Annotated in this window: 12 protein-coding genes; 10 read left to right on the top strand and 2 right to left on the bottom strand. The window is 43.5% G+C overall.

The features are described 5' to 3' along the window. Position 1: 1 nt before the first annotated feature. Together DQQ10_RS25100 and DQQ10_RS25095 are read right to left on the bottom strand one after the other, a co-directional pair. On the bottom strand, positions 2 to 2,434 hold the full coding sequence (locus DQQ10_RS25100) for a PAS domain-containing sensor histidine kinase (protein ID WP_112749696.1): 2,433 nt from the start codon (positions 2,432 to 2,434) through the stop codon (positions 2 to 4). Positions 2,435 to 2,595: 161 nt separating this feature from the next. Beyond that, on the bottom strand, positions 2,596 to 2,997 hold the full coding sequence (locus DQQ10_RS25095; protein WP_165824120.1) for a response regulator: 402 nt from the start codon (positions 2,995 to 2,997) through the stop codon (positions 2,596 to 2,598). Positions 2,998 to 3,420: 423 nt separating this feature from the next. Here DQQ10_RS25095 and DQQ10_RS25090 point away from each other — a divergent pair, with 423 nt between their 5' ends. The 10 genes from DQQ10_RS25090 to DQQ10_RS25045 all read left to right on the top strand — a co-directional run bounded on the left by DQQ10_RS25090 (position 3,421) and on the right by DQQ10_RS25045 (position 19,906). Then, positions 3,421 to 4,719 (top strand): hypothetical protein, encoded by a 1,299-nt coding sequence (locus DQQ10_RS25090; RefSeq protein ID WP_133259760.1) that lies wholly within the window; start codon positions 3,421 to 3,423, stop codon positions 4,717 to 4,719. A gap of 11 nt (positions 4,720 to 4,730) precedes the next feature. Beyond that, positions 4,731 to 5,873 carry a gliding motility-associated C-terminal domain-containing protein gene (locus DQQ10_RS25085; RefSeq protein WP_165824119.1) on the top strand — a complete coding sequence of 381 codons (1,143 nt, stop codon included), beginning with the start codon at positions 4,731 to 4,733 and terminating at the stop codon, positions 5,871 to 5,873. A 2-nt stretch (positions 5,874 to 5,875) separates the two neighbouring features. After that, positions 5,876 to 6,901 carry a PorP/SprF family type IX secretion system membrane protein gene (locus tag DQQ10_RS25080; RefSeq protein ID WP_165824118.1) on the top strand — a complete coding sequence of 342 codons (1,026 nt, stop codon included), beginning with the start codon at positions 5,876 to 5,878 and terminating at the stop codon, positions 6,899 to 6,901. Positions 6,902 to 6,907: 6 nt separating this feature from the next. After that, on the top strand, positions 6,908 to 7,180 hold the full coding sequence (locus DQQ10_RS25075) for a response regulator (protein ID WP_317047967.1): 273 nt from the start codon (positions 6,908 to 6,910) through the stop codon (positions 7,178 to 7,180). A 200-nt stretch (positions 7,181 to 7,380) separates the two neighbouring features. Then, complete coding sequence (locus DQQ10_RS25070) at positions 7,381 to 7,977, top strand: RNA polymerase sigma factor (RefSeq protein WP_112749690.1); 597 nt, start codon at positions 7,381 to 7,383, stop codon at positions 7,975 to 7,977. A 63-nt stretch (positions 7,978 to 8,040) separates the two neighbouring features. After that, positions 8,041 to 9,117 (top strand): FecR family protein, encoded by a 1,077-nt coding sequence (locus tag DQQ10_RS25065; RefSeq protein WP_112749689.1) that lies wholly within the window; start codon positions 8,041 to 8,043, stop codon positions 9,115 to 9,117. Between the two features lie 177 nt (positions 9,118 to 9,294). Beyond that, positions 9,295 to 12,717 carry a TonB-dependent receptor gene (locus DQQ10_RS25060; RefSeq protein ID WP_221409794.1) on the top strand — a complete coding sequence of 1,141 codons (3,423 nt, stop codon included), beginning with the start codon at positions 9,295 to 9,297 and terminating at the stop codon, positions 12,715 to 12,717. A 23-nt stretch (positions 12,718 to 12,740) separates the two neighbouring features. After that, entirely contained in the window at positions 12,741 to 14,579 is a 1,839-nt protein-coding gene (locus DQQ10_RS25055; protein WP_112749688.1) for a RagB/SusD family nutrient uptake outer membrane protein, read from the top strand. A gap of 546 nt (positions 14,580 to 15,125) precedes the next feature. After that, the gene (locus DQQ10_RS25050; RefSeq protein WP_112749687.1) at positions 15,126 to 18,167 is read left to right on the top strand and encodes a SusC/RagA family TonB-linked outer membrane protein; all 3,042 of its coding nucleotides are present in this window, start codon (positions 15,126 to 15,128) and stop codon (positions 18,165 to 18,167) included. Between the two features lie 20 nt (positions 18,168 to 18,187). Continuing rightward, entirely contained in the window at positions 18,188 to 19,906 is a 1,719-nt protein-coding gene (locus DQQ10_RS25045) for a RagB/SusD family nutrient uptake outer membrane protein (protein WP_112749686.1), read from the top strand. The last annotated feature ends 1 nt before the right edge of the window (position 19,907 follow it).

Raw genomic sequence — 19,907 nt, 5'->3', positions numbered from 1 at the left:
TCTACTGACCAGACGGAAGAATAATAGTAAACGTAGCGCCTTTCTGTTCTTCGCTAGTCACTGAAATTACGCCATGATGGTTGTGTACAATTTTTCGACACAACGCTAGTCCGATGCCATGGCCTTCAAAGTCTTTTCGATTATGTAAACGTTGAAAGATATTGAAGACCTGCTCAGCATACTGCTGCGAAAATCCGATGCCGTTATCTTTGAATTGGATTTTGTAGTGGTCGCCAGCATTCGTCAGTGATGGATAACTGTTTTTTTCCTCTGCAGAGAGCAGGGACGATGTAATCGTGATATTGTTCGGTATATCCTGTTTTGAAAACTTGATTGCATTGCTAAAAAGGTTGAGGAAAAGCTGATGGAGGTGAATCGGGATGGCTTGCAATGTTGGCAGTGGCGCCACGTCGATGGTTATTTCTTTTTGCTTAAGCGTGTCATCGAATTCGGCTGCAATCCTGGCAACAATTTCATTCATATCGACTTCAATGAAAGGCGTTTCCGTCGTCGATAGCTGGGAGTATTTTAGCAAGTCATCGATCAGCGCTGTCATTCTGAACGAAGCGGATTCAATCTTGGTAAAGTAATGCTGAACATCTGGCGCGAGTTGCGAATGGAACTTTGTTGTGATCAGGTTGCTGTATGTACGGATCTTACGAAGTGGTTCTTTTAGATCATGCGAGGTAACATATGCATACTGTTCAAGTTCGGCGTTAGACTTTTCAAGTTGCTGATTGGATTGAACGAGTTCCTTCGTTCGTTCAGCAACTTTCTGCTCCAAATGCAGTTCTACCATCTTTTGGTCATGTACGTCGGTGGCAGATCCAATCCATTTCACGACCTTTCCTTGCTGGCCCATCAACGGTGCCGTCGTACAATCAAACCAACGATACTCATTCGTATGGATATTCCGCAGACGGTATTCCATACGGAAGGTAATTCCTTTTCGCATACATTCATTCCAAGCGGGTATCACACGCTCTAGATCGTCGGGATGCATCAAGGTACGGAAGCTGAATTTTTCATACGTTGGAACATGGCCGGTATACTGCACCCATTTCTCTGACATGTAATCAACGATGCCGTGCTCGTCGGTAGTCCATACAATTTGGGGTATGCTTGTTGCAAGCAAACGGAAACGTTCTTCTTGCTCCTGTAATTTTTGTGTTCGTTCTTTTTCTTCGGTGATGTCGATCGTGGTGCCTGTATAAAGAACCGTCGTGCCCGTTTCATCTTTGTAGCTGCGTCCTTTCGCGCGAACCCAACGGATTTTTTGATCGTATTTTCCGATCGTACGATACTCTAAATCATACTCACCATTGTCGAGTCCTTTAATTGCATTTTGGTTTGCACGGTCGGCGCGTTCTCGATCTTCGGGATGTACACGCAAAAGAAATTCGGCATAGTCAATAGGATCCTCTGGTCGCATGCCAAACATTGCCTTGCAGCGATCATCCCACATCACAATGCCAGTGAGAGGATCGTAGTTCCATGTACCTATTTTTGCGGCGTCAATGACCAGGCGCAGGCGTTCTTCATTCGCCCTGAGTGCTTGAACGACCTGACGCTGTTCAGTGATGTCCTCCAATACACCGACGATGTACTTGGGTTTCCCGTATGCATCGTAAATGACAGTTCCGAAAACACGTCCCCAAATAATTTTTCCTGATTGATGAATGTATCGCTTTTCCCTTGCGACCATTTGCTGTCGGCCAGATAATAGATCTTGAATAATCCTTCGATCACCTTCCAATTCGTCAGGATGGGAAAGGTCGGAGATTTTTTTTGACGTCAGCTCTGCTTCGCTGTATCCAAAGATGTTTGGGTATGCTTTGTTTACCGACAAGAAATTTCCGCTAGGATCTGCGATCGAGATGCCCACAGCAAGTTGATCAAACGCTCCCCTGAACTTCTCTTCACTTTCACGAAGCGCTTCCTTGGCTTCTATTTCGACTGTAACATCCTGCATCGAGCCAATCATTTTCACGGCGACGCCCGCTGCATCATGAATTACATATCCTCTGTCAAGAACCCAAGCGTAAGAATCATCGGCTCGCTTAAACCGATACCGGTCGCGCCAGTTTTTTTCGCCGCTATCGATAACAGCATGTATTCCGTTTAAAACCCGATCCTTGTCAGATGGGTGAATTGAATTATACCAAAATTGAATCCCGTCCCCGAGCGTTTCTGGCGTATAGCCAAAGAGTTGGTGTAGACCGTCGCCGTACCACCCAACATTCTTCAACAAGTCCCATTCCCAAACGGCATCTTGCGTTGCTTGATGCAAGTATCGAAATCTCTCCTTGAGTGTATCAAGTTCGTGCTGTAATGCATGCCGCTGTTGTTCAGCCAGCGATAATTGCTTCAGCATGTCCACTTGGAGAATGGCTTTTGCAGCATCCGATTCGGGAGGAATGATATCCGGTGTCATATTCGTCAGCTGGTGCTGATTATCATGCAATGTACTCAGCTGCTGGGTTGATAAAATCTTGTGCCAACGGATTTATTTTGGTCACGACACCGCATGAATCTTCCTTGCGGCAAAAAAGGCCACTACGCTCTTCAATTTACGAGTATATGGGCCGGATTACGTTATCGCTGCGGCTCAGCATCCGAAAATATTCGCTGCAAATCGGGTGGTCCTAACGGCTTGCAGATGAAATCATCGGCACCCAACTCGCGTGCGCGTATCTTATCGCGTGGATCGATCGACGAGCTAAGCATGATGATTTTCATTTTTTCGTGGTCAATCGCAAAATGATTATTGATGTCTTGAAGAAAGTCAAATCCATTCATCACGGGCATATTGATATCGAGAAAAATATAGTCGGGTAGAGGTTTGTTCTCGGTAATTGCACGTTCCAGAAATTCTAACGCTTGCCGGCCATTCAACACGCTTTCAATGTATCCAAATGACCCACTGCGATTCAATACTGATTTGTGCACAACGTTGGTGATCACTTCGTCGTCGACGAGTAAAATATTCTTGCTCAAGGATAAAATTGTTTAATCATTCAGGTGTATCGCACGTGAAAGATTATTTAAGATAACAAGTTTATCATTTGCGATGCAAGCCCGATAAAATGTTTTTGGTGATTTGACGTAAGGAAACTTGGTGATTAAAAAATTGGATCTCCATACAACTGCTGGGCTAGACGCGGTGTGTAATTGATTCAAGTTCTCATCGCTCCATATCCTATACTCGCCGCATAATTTGCGTAAATCGTGTGAAATGTTACATCGCTCTCTTGAACGACTGAATCTGCGTTGGGGGAACAATACACTCATATCGCCTCAAAGACATGGGAATCAGTTTAATAACCGGACAGCTTTTGTAGCATGAACGCCTCATCGGTTGCTTATTTTCCTGGTATCAGTTTAGCATCATTTAAGTGACCAACCTTTAAACCTAGTTAAATGTTACATCCTTTCTGGCGGATCAACCTAACACTGCTAATGCTCGGCAGCGCATTGACGATTACGGCTCAGTCAACGTCGACGCTACGGTCTGTGGTCATCGGTGCAAAAGACAACAAGCCCAATGCTATTCTACAACTCAATCCTGAAAATAAAGATCAAGGCTTCTTACTACCACAGCTTACCACAGCACAACGACTAGCGATACAGACAAAATCACCCGGCGACGATGGTCTCATGGTTTTTGATCAGAATCTAAAAGAAGTATTCGTTTGGAAAAACAACGCTTGGGCTACTGGTTCAGCAAATGTGATCGATAATTCCATCACGAATGAGGTAATCACGCAAGTTCAATTGGTTGGCAATGACATTCGTATCAACGAAGCAGGTAAGGTATATACACAAAGTTTAAGTTCGCTTCAAGTAACAGGTGACGCGGCAGGAACGCTGAGCAAGACAGTAGTCAATAGCATTCAAGGTAATGCTATCGCCAGCAATAAACTTAGTGTTGCGGACGCAGGGAAATCCTTAATGTGGAGTGGATCGCAATGGATGGCCGCAGTTGTTGGTGACAACTCCACATCCAACGAGACGATTAATAATATGCAGCTGGTAAACAATGAGCTCCGCATCACGGAAGGTACGCTTACGAGCACGCAAAATCTCGGCGGATTAATTCTTAATGGCGACGCATCTGGGATGATTAATGCCACCGCGGTGACAAAAATTCAAGGCAACCCGATTCATAACGCTAAGCTCACGACTGCCGACAATGGAAAACTTTTGATGTGGGATGGTACGCAGTGGGTTGCGCATAACGTTTTCACTTTAAATGCAGCACAGTTTTACACGATCGATCCGTCTGCCTTCACAATCTTGAAGCCCGATGGTAAAGCTGATAAGCATAATATGACCATCTTCGAGAGTGACGATAGTTTTGTCACCATACACAGCAGGGCAGAAGGCGGTACGCTAATCGCACCGATTAACCTTCCGCATGGCGCAACATTACAACAAGTGGCGTTGCACTATATGGATCGTGAGGCTGCCAATATTCAAATTCGTTTGCTGCGAAAGTCCATTGGTTCTTCTAATGAGGAAATCATTAACTGGACGACGACAGGTAATGCATCGACAGTGAGGAGCCAAACATTTACGGCTTTCAATAGTCGACAGATTATCGATAACAATGCATACACCTATCGTGTCGAAGTAACGCTGAATCCGACGGCAGCGGCGAACAGGCCTTCCGAAGCCAATCATCGTGTGTACGGTGTGAAAATTCAATATCAGCCATGATGATGAAATTTATGTCTGTCATATTATTTTTTCTTGCATGTCCATTGTGTGCACAAACGGTGTTTAATGGCACGTCCATATATGTTGCAAACGAAGGAATGATTCATCTTCCCGCAGAGGTTAGTAATGAAGGATACTTTGAGAACAATGGGCTGGTGGAAGCTGGGGGAGATTGGATAAACAAAGGGGTATATCATGGAACGGGTATACTTGCTTTGGTCGGCGGAGACGCCCAATCTGTGAAGATTAACGATCAGCCATTTGAACGTTTACGGATTAGCGGTGGAGGGGTTAAGATTTTTGAAGATAAAGTTCATGTTAAAAACTTGCTGACGTTGGAAGAAGGAATTGTGCAATTTTCCCAGGGCGGAAGCTTGTCCCTTGAAGCACATGCAAAGATTGTCGGTGGTTCTGAACAAAGTTATATCTCCGGCGCGTTGACGCAGGAAGGCGTAGGTTACAAATTTTTCCCAGTTGGTAAAGGTGATCTATATCGACCGTTCGAACTATTGGATGTTTCTGGAATTTCGCCTCGTATTAGCCTCGAACTAATGATTGATATGCCCAATGTGTCGATTAGTGGATACACGGACGTGTGTGAAAAATTCTATTGGAAACGCGAAACAGTATCGGGTACTTTTTTTTCTTCACCCGTTTCGGCTACTTATGAACATGACGATATGAGCAGCGATAAAGTTATGCTTATCCAGGGTAATAATTTTGATGATGCTTTTTCTCTGCTCGCTACTGAACAAATTGCCGAGAGTGGTCGGTGGTCTAATATTATTTCAGCAGAAGGTGCTACTGGAAATATTTTTATGCTTGCCTTGGCAAGGACTTCGCCAGTGAGAGAAGATTCTCAGCAGTATATTTCTACAACACTTTCGCCAAACGCTACTAACACGGTGAACCAATCCATCAAAGCTTTTGGTGATTATCTGGTAGAAGATGATTTTCATCTGGTAGTGTTCAATCGCCAAGGTTTCATTGTTTTTGAAACCACGTCGTTAATTAATATGCAGCAATCTGGTTGGCGCGGTGTAGCATTAAATGGCTCCATGCTTCCCAGTGGTGCTTATCCTTATACCCTTCGAGCGAAGTCGATTGACGGCGCATTGATTAGTCAAAAGGGAAAAATCACAATTTTGAGGTGAGCGTGAAATACACCATACTGCTCTTAGCTGCGTTACTGACAGATACTTTGTATGCACAGGATGTGATTTTCTCGCAGTATTATGCAGCTGGACTTTTTGTAAATCCTGCAGAAGCGGGGCTTCAAAAAGATTTTACAATCAGTGCGAGCTATAGATCACAATGGAAGTCAGTGGATATGCCGTTCGAGACTTTTCAGGTAAGTTGCATTTATCCCCTCATGTCTCAGGGTCTTCGAAAGAAACATCTCGGAGGAATTGCTTTAACTGCATTTAATGATGTGGCCGGAGCTTCACGTGATTTTACAACGAATGGGCTATGTGCGGCAACAGCTTATAATTTTCAATTGAATTCAAAGGGCAATAATATTCTTGCATTTGCTATGCAGGGAGGACTGCACCAACGAATCATCAAGGCGGAAGATCTATTGTGGTCATCTCAGTATATCGAACATTTTGGTTTTGACAGGAATCTTGCCGCAGGCGAGGATTTTTCGACGCGTACAATGTATCCGGTGCTGAATGCGGGTATCGCTTGGTCATATCATCGGAAATCACATTTCAGAAATGTATTCGGAACTGTTCATGGCTTCTCGGCATCGAACCTTAACAGACCTAATGAAAGCGTCTTCGCTGGGGCACCAGCGACTTTGCCTATGCGATATCAACTTCACGGTGCATTGATGTTCAGCGGTAGTAAACGTTGGGAAATTTGCCCTGCCTACTTAGTGCGTTATGAAAATGGTTTGATTCAAACAAACACAGGAGCGTATGCGAACTATAATCTGACATCTGCAGGGCGCGGGCGGCGTGGGACAAAATTAATTCTTGGCGCGTGGTATCGACTACGTGACTCATTCATAATCACGACGGGCATTCAAAAAGGACCATTGACTTGTGGTGTTAGTTACGATCGTAATACAACATCGTTCAGTCGTTATATGGGAAACGCGGGCGCATTTGAAGTTTCAGCCGCGTTCGCCATTAGAAGCAAGCATGGGATGAAAGGGATTTCAACGCCCTTGATTTGAAAAACAATTAACGGACCACTACCCGACGTAATTTTTCTTGATATCAATATGCCGAATGTAAATGGTTGGAGTACATTGAAAGCTATTCGAGGTCATGAGCTGTTTCAACAAATCCCCGTATACATGTATTCTACTTCCTCGAACGATCGCGATAGAAAAATTGCCGATGATCGCGGTGCGAGTGGATTTTTTACGAAGCCTTATCGATTTGAAGAAGTACAGGCTATCGCCAGACAGGTCATCATGAAACATCGCGAGCAGGAGTCGACTTATTGCTAGTCAAAGAAGAAATTCCCATACAGAAAAATAATCCGCAACGCTCGCGATATGCGCGAAAGCACGATTCACACGGTCGCGAATTAACATTCGTTGATGGTTGATTTTGAATGGGTCATCACTAAAATTTTTGACAAACGTTTGCAGAAATTAATTTTTGCTCTACCTTTCAACGCAGAGTCCTAATCAAATAAGTGTATTTTATGCCCAACTACAATACACAGCACGACGAGGTGTGGCGTTTATTTAAACGCGGCGACAAAGAAGCCTTCGCTACTTTGTATCGTACGCATGTTGGTGCTTTGGTGAATTACGGCAATAAAATTTCTTCTGACCGTACTTTGATTGAGGACAGTATTCAAGATTTATTTATTGAATTGTGGCAAAATCGCGAACGGGTTTCTGATACTACATCCGTGAAGTTTTATCTTTTTAAAGCGCTTCGCTACAAGGTTTACCGCAAACTAAAGACTGATAATTTCTTTCATTCGCAAGATATTGAGCATCATCAAAACGATTTGTCGTATGCTTCTCACGAGAGTAATTTGATCGGCCTGGAGGTTCAGTCCCTGCAAATGGAGAACTTGCGGTCGCTCATTAAGCAACTACCGAAGCGTCAGCAAGAGGCGATCAATCTTCGCTATTTTCATAATTTTTCTAACGAGGAAGTTGCTCAGATTATGGGCGTGAACTATCAATCTGCATGCAATTTCATTTTTTCCGCACTTCAGAAGCTAAAGCTTAACCTCAAGGTCTCGGTCACATCTTTATTGATTTTCCTGAAATTTTTTTTGAGTTAGGACAGTAAATCCGCCGGCTTTGTGTCATTAGTATAATGGATACGTTAGGTAAACATTATAATAATGGATTATACGAAGTTTAATGTAGAAGATTTTGCGTCGAATGACAGCTTTATTGATTGGGTGAACCAGTCAGATCCGGAGGCTGTGAAGTACTGGAATCTTTATTTGTCGACGCACCCCGAAATTCGTGATACAGTTGAAAAAGCGCGAATTTTGGTGCTGAATCTAAAACATGCAGAGAAAACGCCATATGATGCAGGACAAGTCGCATCGATGTGGAAGAAGATAGAATCTGGCGTTGAAGTCCCTGTAAACACAAAGTCCAAGTCGAGAAAATTCAGTTACGCGTTCGTGCTTGCTACCGCTATTTTTATTTGCGCTGCAACTTCAATTTGGTATTACACCCAAGAGCACAATGCCAATCAATCGCTGGAATATTATAGCTACGCTGCGGTTTCATCGGATTTCGTCGAGCATGTAAACGAGACAGATCAAGCTCAGCGCGTGGTGTTGCAGGATGGAAGTACAGTTGTGTTGGCAGCGAAAAGTGCATTCAAGTATAAGGCAAACTACCTCGACGACTCGACCCGAAACGTGTATTTGTCTGGCGAAGCTTTTTTCGACGTCGCGCACAATCCATACAAGCCATTCATAGTACACTCCGATGAATTATTTGTGAAGGTGTTGGGTACAAGTTTTCGTGTGTCAGCGCAGGCAAATACACCAAGTTTTTTGGTCGCTGTAAAAACAGGAAAAGTGTCCGTGTATACAAGCAATAGTAATGGTGAGAAAAAAGACGGTGTAATTCTACTGCCTAACCAACAGGTGAACTATGTGCGGAAAGAACAGTCTTTCGAAAAAACACTTGTAGAGATGCCAGAAATTCTCAACGCCACAATCAAACCTGAAGACTTTGTATTTGAAAATACACCGATTGCCACCGTGTTTAAAAAGATCGAGAACGCCTACGGTATAGAGATTATTTTCAATGAAGAAACCATGAAGAACTGTTTTTTAACGGTTCCATTGGGAACAGAGTCGATGACAGAAAAACTAAAGATAATTTGTCAGACCATCGGGGCATCGTATGAGATTATTGATGCCAACGTCGTCATTAATAGCGCAGGATGTAAATAAACTAATGTTAAAAGTTCGCCTATGAAATAAACAATTACAAAATTTTTGATCGGTGATGTTGGAAGCCTCACTGATTCCGCTTACGCATCCCTCGGTTGACTATGAAGTTGCAGGTCGTATTCAATCCCAGGGGATAGTTCTAGTTCTTTTTCCATACACCTAAACCCTAAAAAATTTATGAAGAAACATCAGACACTTCGATGTTTGATTATTGACATCATGAGATTTACACTGTTTCAAATTTTGCTTGTGCTTGTTGTGTCGGGAGCGGCTACTGCTACGCCCGACGATGCCTTCGGACAAACAGTTTTGGATAAAGTCATTTCGATCAATGTCGAAAGTAAAAAGATTAAGCACGTTTTATTGGAGATCGAAAAATCTGCGAAAATAAAATTTGCTTATAACCCGCAATCGATTGCCGTCGACGATAAAATTTCTGTTGAATACAAAAATCAGAAATTGTCAGAAATCCTTCACGGTATATTCCAGCCACTGAATGTAGAGTATCAACTTTCCGGAGATTATATCATTCTGGTAAAACACCAAGTGTCCACTACGGTGGGAGACAAAGTTCGACCGTATGATTTTATTGATCTCAGCCGATCAATTTCAGGAAGGGTTACCGACGAAGAAGACTCGCCACTTCCAGGTGTTAACGTTACCATCAAAGGAACATTGATTGGAACGGTTACTGACTCCGAAGGAAATTTCATGATCGCCGGCGCGGACGAAGGGAGCATTCTCGTGTTTTCATTTATTGGTTATAGAACAGATGAAGTATTGATCGGTGATCAAACTGCTGTGAATTTGAAAATGGTAACCGATGTTGCCGCACTTGGAGAAGTAGTCGTTGTCGGTTATGGAACGCAGAAGGAATATACCAATGCGGGCGCGATTACAACGGTTAGCGTCGAGAAACAACTTCAGTATGGAACAAACCGATCAATGAGTAACAACCTTGCAGGTCAGGTCGCAGGTATTATCGGTGTGCAACGTTCTGGTGAACCTGGCTACGATGATTCTAATTTTTGGATTCGAGGTATATCGACTTTTCAGGGAGCCCGTCAACCTTTGATATTAGTTGATGGTGTAGAGCGATCACTCAATACATTTGATCCTGCCGAAATTGAATCGTTCTCCGTTTTGAAAGATGCCTCAGCAAGCGCGGTGTATGGTGTACGCGGTGCCAATGGTGTGATCTTAATCAACACGAAACGTGGAAAGGTAGGAAAGCCAAGTGTGCAATTAAGATATGAGCAAGGCTTCACCAGTCCCGTTAAGCTTCCGGAGTATATCGGTGCTGCCGATTACATGGAACTGATGAATAGCATTTCGGCGGATGCAGGTCAAGTTCCTTCATACAGCGAAGAACGCATCAATAACACACGCAACAATGTCGATCCCGATCTCTATCCCGACGTAAATTGGCTTGATGCAATTACGAAAGATCATTCAACAAATTCACGGGTTAATTTGACGGCCACCGGCGGAAGTAACTTCTTGCGTTATGCGATTGTTGGTTCATATTTTAATGAACAAGGTATCGTGGAGCGCGACCGAAGTCAAGAATGGGATTCATCACTAAAGTCTCGACGGTATAATATTCGCTCTAACGTAGACCTCGACGTCACGCCAACAACACTGCTACGTGTCAACATAGGCGGGTTCCTTCAAGACAGAGATAGCCCACCACAGTCGATGGACTTCTTGTTTGATCAAGCTTTTCAGACTGTGCCCCACGTGCATCCAACGCGCTACTCAAGTGGTGAAATTCCACGCGTTAATGCAGATCGCACGAACCCATGGGCACTGGCTACGCAAACTGGTTTTGCGCGAGGAAGCTCAAGTAAAATCGAATCACTGTTTTCGGTCGAGCAGAATATGGATGCCCTTGTGCCGGGTCTTACAGGACGTTTTGTTTTTTCTTTCGATCGATATTCCGGAAGCCGTGTAGTGCGTAGGAAAGATCCTGATTATTATAAACCGACCATTGGCAGAAATGAAGACGGTTCATTGATTCTCGATATCGATCGATTTGGTCAGGTGTTTCTTGATCACAATAACGAATTGGAATTTGGTGACAAAAGTATCTATGTAGAGGGTACACTTAGCTATAGTCATAATATTGGTAATCATTACATCGACGGACTCGTTTTGTATAACCAACGCAGTTACGATAATGGTGCGAAAGTTCCATTTCGTTTTCAAGGTATTGCTGCGCGCGCCTCGTATTCTTATAAACGTAAATATATTGTTGAGGCCAACTTCGGACTTAATGGATCTGAGAACTTAGCGAAAGGCAATCGTTTTGGATTCTTCCCGTCTGGAGCATTGGGATGGGTAGCATCGGAGGAAGCCTTTATGGAGGATTTGCAAAACACGATATCTAAATTAAAGTTTCGTGTATCCATCGGCCAAGTCGGTAATGATCGGTTTGGACCAGAACCTTTTAGTCCTATCAATCGCTTTGCTTACATCACTACAATCGGAGATACTGATGGATACAGTTGGGGGATCAACAACGACTATTCTCGTGCGGGAAGAAGAGAAGGTGATTACGGTGTACAAAACTTAACCTGGGAAACAGTCACGAAAGCAAATCTCGGTGCGGAGCTTGGTCTATGGAACAGCTTAACGCTCCAAATTGATTTCTTTAAAGAAGAGCGCAAGGATATTTTCATGAACCGTAAGACGATACCAAGCTCGAGTGGCTTTATCAACTCGCCATTTGCAAACTATGGTAAAGTAGAGAATAAAGGTTTTGATATGTCGTTAAATGCGAACAAACAGATCTCCAAAGATTTTTCTATTTCCGCGCACGGTGCATTTACGTACGCCAAGAATAAGATATTAGAGCAAGACGAAGAGCCAGCGAAAATCGGAACGTATCGTTCTACCACTGGGAAAATGGTTGATCAAAACTTTGGTTATGTTGCCGAACGTCTTTACACGAATGAAGACTTTGCCGATATCGACAATGGTGTTTTGGTAGGGACACTACCAAGTGCAGGACTCGGTCCTGTTCGTCCTGGCGATATCAAGTACAGCGATTTGAATGGTGATGGCACCATTACCAATGCTGATCAAACGTCTTTGAAGGGTACAAAGAATCCTCAAATCGTTTATGGCTTTGGTTTGAATATGCGCTATAAGAATTTTGACCTTGGCTTTTTCTTTCAAGGAAATGCACGCACGTATCGAATACTCGGTGGTAACTTTTTCTTGCCAGGAACAGGTGGTGGTGCTGCGGGTAATATTTATACAAACGTGTTAGACGACCGTTGGACAATTGATAACCCAAGCCAAGATGTATTCTGGCCGCGGTTAGCATTTGCGCCGGCTAGCAACAATAATGTTCGCTCTTCTTGGTGGCTAAAAGATATGAGTATGTTACGCATGAAACATATTGAGATCGGATACAGTTTGCCAATGAACATCACCAATAAAGCACACCTTAAATCGTTGCGTATTTTCGTTACAGGAAATAACCTACTCACATTATCTTCTTTCAAAATGTGGGACCCTGAACTTGATACGGATAATGGTTTCCGTTATCCGATCATGAAATCTTTTTCAGCTGGGGTAAATCTTGAATTTTAGTGAAGACCTTAATAAATGCAAGTATGAAATTTCTCAAGAATATATTACTCGTCAGTGTGCTGATATCCGCAGGCTCGTGTGCTGACTTTTTGGAAAGAACGCCTGACGATCAGTTGACGATGGAGATGATCTTTAACGATAAGATCAGGACCGAAGATTGGCTCGCGGGAGTGTATGCGAGTATTCCTGATCCTTATTGGGGATTTACACGTCACATCGGATACGACCCGCTATCAGACGACATGAATCCTTCACATCGATGGGCGCAATTCGGCTGGTGGGTTGTGGATAGGCAGCAAGGCAACTGGACACCCGGGAACGTCGAACCTAATTATTGGGATGTGTTGCCGAAACGCATACGATCGGCGTATATTTTCATCGAGAATGTAAAACCAAATCCAGCGCAGAAAGTGACGGAAGAAGAAGTAGCGCTGATGCGAAATGAAGCGCGTTTCTTGATCGCTTACTATTATTGGTTGATGACTGAGATGTATGGTGTGATTCCATTCAATCCTGGATTAACGCCCAGCAATGCTACACCTGATGAATTGTTCATCGGTCAGACACCATTCGATAATGTGATCAACTGGATCGATGCAGAATTGCTTGATTTGTCTACAAAATTACCCGCGATGTATTCGAATGCGAGTAAGTATGGTCGCGCTACGTCTATCATGTGTTTGGCGGTGCGCGCACGCATGCTGTTGTTTGCTGCGAGCCCTTTGGTAAATGGTAATGAAGACTACCTGAATTTTGTTAACAACAAAGGTGAAGCGTTATTCAATAGTGCTTACGACGCAAGCAAATGGACAAGAGCAACGGATGCGTGTAAATTACTTATTGATAAATCGCATGAAGCTGGTCACGCCCTGTACTATGAATACAACGATGATGCGAGTATCGATCCGTTTCTTTCTTACCAGAACATGATGTTTAAAAAATTCTCTGACGGAAATAAAGAGATCCTGTTTGCAAGACCGAATAGTAATGTATGGGAGTATGATAGACATGCGCAACCGAGAGGAACCGGCGGTAACGGTGGATTGGGCGTGACGCAGTCGCTTGTGGATGCATTCTTCATGGAAAACGGTTTGCCGATCGATGCACCTGGATCAGGTTATGTTGAGAAAGGATTTTCTGCTGCTGACGAGGTTAGAAACACGAAGTGGCAGGAAGTGCAAGGCAACGGTAAAGTTACACTTGCCGGTACCTACAATATGTATGTGAAGCGCGAGCCACGATTTTATATTTCGGTTTTGTATAATCGCGCGTGGCATCGCCGGGAGAATCGTACGACACGTTTCCTGATAGACGAATGGGATGGTGGCCCGACATGGGATGCTCCTCAGAACGGTTATCTTCTAAGAAAAAAAGTTCATCCTGATCACGATAGTCGTAGTGGTGCAAATCCATATCGACCAGGTATTTTATATCGCCTGGGTGAAGCATACCTCAACTATGCAGAAGCACTTAACGAATCAGATCCTGGAAATGCAGACATTCTTAAATACGTGAATCTTATCCGCGAACGCGCCGGGATACCAGACCTTGAAGAAGGTTTAAGTCAAGCTGAAATGCGTGAGGCCATTCGGAGAGAAAAACGTGTTGAGCTGAACTGCGAGGGAATTCGCTATACAGATATCAGACGATGGAAAATTGGTGAGCAAGTACTCAATGCTGATTTTACAGGAATGAACTTCTTCGGTACAGCAATGAGTGACGATGAAGGGAATGCCAACGCGTTCTTCAAGAGAACAGTTTATCAAAAACGCGTATTCACAAAGAAGAACTACTGGTTCCCTGTACCACAATCGGAGATCGATAAAAATCCGAATCTTGTACAGAATCCCTTCTGGCAATAGTTAGCACTAGATAAAGATTACTATCCAAGTACAAGCTTCCTTGGATAGTAATCTTCTAGATTAAATGAAACAGCGCCGATAAACCACTACGATGTGATGATTGATGTGTCACAATAGATTGATGGTAATCAACCATTGCAGCGGTTTCAATTTGGGTGAATTGAGAATATATATCAGGCCGGCCAACGGTCTGGCATCTTTACGGTTCTCTGGTGTTTGTTGATCCCGTTATCGACCGGTGTCGAAGAAAAATATTTTCAGAATTAGGAGAGTAAAAACGCGCGCCGTTGTGCACTATAGCGTTAAGTCACGTCCGTTGTGAATACAACGTTGCAACTTGTGGTGTGCTGGCGTGCTGTTTATTGTTTTCGAAAAGAATCCACTAAAATGATCGTGCTATGAAATAATGATACAAAAAAAATCGGTGACGTTGGAAGCGTCACCGATCTGCTTTCGCATCCCCGGGTTTGACTATGAAGTTGCAGGTCGTATTCAACCCCAGGGGATAGTTTAGTCCATTTACATGACCTAAAACCTTTCAAATCTATGAAAAAACATCAGACACTCCGCGGTTTGATTTTTACTATTGTAGCTATTCAGCTGAGTCTGGCAATATCCGGAACCGTAATCGCAGAAAATCGGGCAGATCGGGTCATTTCGGGCACCGTAACCGATGAAGATGGTGCTGTCCTTCCCGGTGTAAACGTAATATTAAAGGGTACGCTCGTTGGTGTTGTAACCGATGCGAGCGGAAAATACAGTTTGCAAATCCCAGGTGAACCGTCCAACAACGAAGTATTGGTGTTTTCATTCATCGGTTATGCAACGCAAGAGGTGGCTGTCTCTAATCGAACCACGGTTGACGTAACGATGATCACCGACATCACATCACTTAGTGAAGTGGTTGTGGTAGGTTACGGAACGCAAGACAAAAAAGATATCACGACAACGGTAACGCACCTCACGTCGAAAGATATTTTGCAAGTGGCCGGTAACGGTGCGCTAATGGCAATACAAGGAAAGGTAGCCGGACTTTCAATTACCAATACAGCGGCAGCGGATCCGAATTCATCGCCCAACTTTCAATTGCGTGGTGTATCATCACGAAACGCAGGACTGGGGCCGTTGTTTGTCATCAATGGGATACCCGGCGGTAACATTGATAACTTAAATCAAAATGACATTGAATCCATTGATGTGTTAAAAGGCGGAGCTGCATCTGCAATCTACGGTACACGTGGTAGCAATGGTGTTGTATTGATTACAACGAAACGCGGTGCGAGTACACCGCAAGCTTTCTACGATGGTTATGTGAGTTTTAACTACCTCACGAACAAAATAGATGTTTTGTCGAAAGACGATTTCTTGAAACATAATCGTGGTACAGATTATGGCGGCGATACCGATTGGGCCAAAGCTATTACGAAATCACCAGCCATATCGCATAAGCACACCCTGCAATTGTCGGGAGGAAGTAACTCAACAAATTACATGCTTTCGTTCGACTATAGAGATGCGGACGGGCTCGACTTGCGATCGGCAAGAGAAGAGTATGGAGCGCGGTTGAATCTCTATCATAAATCTGCCAATGATCTTTATGAAGCAACCGTCACGATTGCGCCACGATATGTGTTCGCTGATAACGCCAGTGTTGGGTTGTCGTCACAGTCACTGGCCATGAGATCTGATAATTCCAATGGTGCATTCACACAATCTCTATTCTTGAATCCGACGTTTCCTGTGTACGACGAGACAGCACCAAGCAGATATTTTAATGTTTTGAATAAAGGGGGATTTGACGGCGCATATAATCCTGCGGAAGAATTGAACACCGTACAAACTGGATCAGAAGGGAAATACCTTGAGTGGAGTGCCTCGTTCAAGCTTAACATCTTGAAAAATCTATATTCTCAAATAACACTGGGGCAACAAACCAGTGACTTCTTTGATTTTAATTTTACGCCGTCGACCAATAATAGACGAATCAATAGCAACGGTGGACGAAATACAGCGGGGCGCGCTTACAATAAAACAGATCAAAAAACTTTTGAATGGATTGGTAACTACAACTTCGATGTTAATGATCACGACGTAGAAGTGATGGGAGGCTATTCATTTAACTATTTTAATAGTAGTGGGATGAACGCTTCAAACGAGCAATTTCCTTCCGATGTACTCACTTATCACAACCTTGGAACGGGAACGTGGATTCTTGAAAGTCCACAAAATAGATTGGGGTCTTACAAAAACGATTCGCGACTGATTGCCTTCTTCGGTCGTATTACCTATGACTACGCGAGTAGATACTATGTTTCTGCAAGTTTGCGCCGCGAGGGATCGTCACGATTTGGTGCAGGAAATAAATGGGGAAGTTTTCCAGGCGTATCTGTCGGGTGGCGCATTATCAATGAATCATTCTTCCCGAAGATTGATGCGATTGAAGATTTGAAATTGCGTGCCGACTTTGGTGTAACGGGGAATCAAGATTTTGGTAATTACTTGTCGTTGGATACCTACTCTGGATACGGATTTTATGCATACCAGAACACCTATTATCAAGTATGGGGGCCAAGTCAAAATATTAACACAGATCTTCGCTGGGAAAAAGCTGAGAACTTTAATGTCGGCTTGGATTTTGAACTGTTTGAAAGCAAAATCTCAGGGACGGTCAATTATTTTTCACGGACCAATAAAGATCTGCTCGGTTTTTACAATGTGCCCGTACCACCCAATGTGCAAGGCCAAACCTATGTTAACGTAGGAACAATGAAAAATTCTGGTGTTGAGATACAACTCGACGCACAAGCGTATACCTCTGATAAATTTCAGTATACCATTTCATTTGCTGGGGCGACAAACAACAATAAATTCATTTCATTTTCCAACGACCTTTATAAAGGAAACAACTATCAAGACATCGCTGGCCTCGGAGGTATGGGGAGTTCAGGTTTGAACGCACAACGCTTAGAAGAGGGCAGACGAATCGGTAGCTTCTACATGTGGAAGTCAGCTGGTGTAGACGCAACGGGAAGGCTATTGGTGTATGACAAAGCTGGTGAGGTGATTCCGGCGAATACAGCCAAAGCGGATGATAGACGTTATGTTGGAAATGGTCTTCCAAAATTTACAGCTGGTCTTGGTAATAATTTTTCGTACGGAAGTTTTACACTTAGCGTATTTCTACGCGGTGCTTTTGGATTTGATCTCTACAATACGACAGCCTATTTCATCGGAACACCAGCAACACAAAAAGGTGTTAATGTGTTGTCAACAGCTTACGATGGTGGAAAATATTCCGCGCTTACAAACGAAGAAACATATTCATCGCTGTCTGATTATTTCTTAGAGAAAGGGGACTACGTTAAGATTGATAACGTTACGCTGAGCTACAACTTTAGCGCGCCGGTAAAGTTCATTTCGTCGGCAAGGGTATACTTCACTGGGCGGAACTTGTATACGTTCACCAAATTTACGGGTGGAGATCCGGAACTTGTAAATGTGAACGGTTTGTCGCCCGGAATCAACACATCATTGGCCTACTATCCATCGTCACTTCAATTAATCGCTGGTTTACAGCTAAAGTTTTAACGTCAAACAAATTGCTGAATATGAAATCAATCATAAGATATAAGATTAGCATCGCGTTGTCATTGGTGTTAATGCTGTCGTCCAACAGCTGTACCGACCTCGATGAGACGCTGTATGATAGAATAACTTCAGAGACTTTTTTGCAAACAAAGGATGATGTGATTCGTGATTTTTTACGATCCTTTGAACATGGATATTGGTCTATTCAAGGCGGCGGTTTGTACTACGCTCAAGAACTATCGGGAGACCAATTGATGACGCCCAACCGTGATGGCGATTGGTTCGATGGCGGTGTTTATCAACGTAGCCATTACCACACTTGGACGGATCAAGATAACTACACGAACGACATGTGGAACGCGTTGTATCAGGGCATCAGCTTAGCGACGAATTCATTGGAAGATATTGAAAAAATAGATCCGGTGAAGTTCGGTTTAACGGAAGCGGAGAAGGCGGATTTTATTGCTGAATTAAGAGCACTTCGCGCTTGGTATCATTTGCGTGCATTCGATCTTTACAGAAATATTCCTATCGTGACGAAAGTGAAAGGCGAGAGCTTTATGCCTGAACAATCAACACCCCAAGAAGTATTTAATTTTCTTGAGAAAGAATTATTAGAGGCGATTCCTAATCTTCCAACACGCGAGGCGCTTGGCGAAAATGCAATCGGTCGTTGGACGAAAGGTGGCGCAGCAGCACTCCTCGTACGTTTGTATCTCAATGCCAAAGTTTACATCGACCAAGAGAAATATGCTGAGTGTGCAACGATTTGTGAGAATTTTATGGAAGGTGATTACGGTGATTATCAAATTGAAAGTCGTTGGGACGCGCCGTTCGATTATACAAACGTTACATCTCCAGAAGTTGTATTCGGTTTCCCTTCGAGTTTTTCCAGGACACACTGGCATTACAGTGGCGATATGTTTGGCTGGATGGCGCCACATCAGGCAGGTAAATACTTTGGACTCGATGTAATAGGTTTCAATACACGCTTTGCGTTGCAACCTGGTCGTGACGTTGATAGTGTTGAATATCCGTTCGCGCTAGGAAAGCCTTTTGTGAAATTTCAAAAGTATCCTGATGACCTGCGGTTGAAGAAGTATCGAAACCTCGGCAATAGCACAAGAGAGGGAATGTTTCTTTATGGATACTTACCTTACTTTGATGCAGCGCAAGGAAAGATTGTAAACTTAAAAAGCAATCGCGGTTATACCATTTTCAGCAGAGATCAAGTAGGCTTTTTTAAAGACACACCACCAGGACAAGCGCTGGAAGATAAAGTTTCCAACATGAACCACGCCGATGATAATTCCGGCGTTTGGCTTGTGAAGTATCCATTCTACCCAACAGCCGATGCCAATAAACTTGCCTCAGCCTATGCAGAAATTCGGTACGCTGAGATTTATTATTCGCTCGCAGAATGCAAATACAGAGCAGGAGATAAAGCGGCCGCGGCTGCCTTGTTAAATACAGTAAGGAAACGGAATTATCCTGAGGGCTCAACCAGCTTATATTCTGTGAGTGGTAGCGAGTTGACAGACATTGAAATGTTAGATGAATGGGGGCGTGAATTTATCGGTGAAGGACGTAGACGTACTGATCTCGTTCGTTGGGGTGTGTTCAACAGCGGAACTTGGTGGGATAAACTTCCAGATACCGACGATCATACAAAAATATACCCGATAGGCAGAAACATCATGACGCTTTCGACAAATCTTAAGCCAAATCCTGGTTATTAAA

Source organism: Pseudochryseolinea flava, from assembly GCF_003286915.1.
GTDB lineage: Bacteria > Bacteroidota > Bacteroidia > Cytophagales > Cyclobacteriaceae > Ohtaekwangia > Ohtaekwangia flava.
The sequence above is the reverse complement of the archived record's forward strand: the minus strand, read 5'-3'. Positions and strand labels throughout refer to the sequence as shown.